The following is a 391-nucleotide window of genomic DNA, read 5'->3' on the forward strand; positions in this document are numbered from 1 at the left end:
GTGTAGGACAGCGTGCCGACCACCGCCAGCAGGATCATCAGGAACAGTACGATCTGGCGATTACGCAACGCCCATTCGGAAAGATTGAAACCCATCGGGGACTACTCCTTGGCCGCCAGATTCACAACTCGGTTGGAGCGATCCACCGGGCGCACTTGCTGGCCCTCATGGAGCACATGCACGCCCGCTGCAATCACCCAATCGGTGGGGGCCAAGCCTTCGAGGACCGGCACGGTTTTTTCGCCGAAGGCGCCAATGCGCACCGGTGTGCGTTTCAGCGTGTTGTCCGCTTGCACACGCCACACATAGGACGCGCCGTTCTCCGCACTGAGCGCAGACAGCGGTACCGACAGAGGAATTACGCCGTCAGCCTGGATGAACACTCGGGCGC

General features: G+C 61.4%; 1 pseudogene. It reads right to left on the minus strand.

From position 1 onward, the window contains the following. Positions 1-101: 101 nt before the first annotated feature. A pseudogene (locus E4T71_RS09200) lies at positions 102-391 on the minus strand (hypothetical protein); the annotation flags it as partial.

The organism is Streptococcus sp. WM07, from assembly GCF_004570525.1.
GTDB lineage: Bacteria > Bacillota > Bacilli > Lactobacillales > Streptococcaceae > Streptococcus.